This window comes from Cereibacter changlensis JA139 (assembly GCF_003034985.1).
Taxonomy (GTDB): domain Bacteria; phylum Pseudomonadota; class Alphaproteobacteria; order Rhodobacterales; family Rhodobacteraceae; genus Cereibacter; species Cereibacter changlensis.
In genome coordinates, this window is sequence record NZ_PZKG01000462.1 from 1 (window position 1) to 287 (window position 287).

1 protein-coding gene is annotated in these 287 nt (G+C 68.3%); it reads left to right on the forward strand.

The window, feature by feature from the left end:
• On the forward strand, positions 1–287 hold a 287-nt coding region (locus C5F48_RS24670; protein WP_107666191.1), incomplete at both ends, for a phage virion morphogenesis protein.

The following is a 287-nucleotide window of genomic DNA, read 5'->3' on the forward strand; positions in this document are numbered from 1 at the left end:
GAGGAGATCGGCGCGCTCCTGGAGAACTCCACCAAGCGCCGGATCCAGGAAGAGAAGACCGACCCCGAGGGCAATCGCTGGGTCGCCTGGTCCGCGGCCTATGACGCCACCCGCGACCACGGCCGGCACTCGCTCCTGATCAGCAACGGCAATCCGGGGCTCTTGGAGAGCATCCAGCACTTCTCCGATTCCGAGGCCGTCCGCATAGGCTCGAACCTGATCTACGCCGCGATCCACCAGTTCGGCGCGGATCCGGCGAAGGCGCGCGAGGGCAGCCTGCCCGGCGC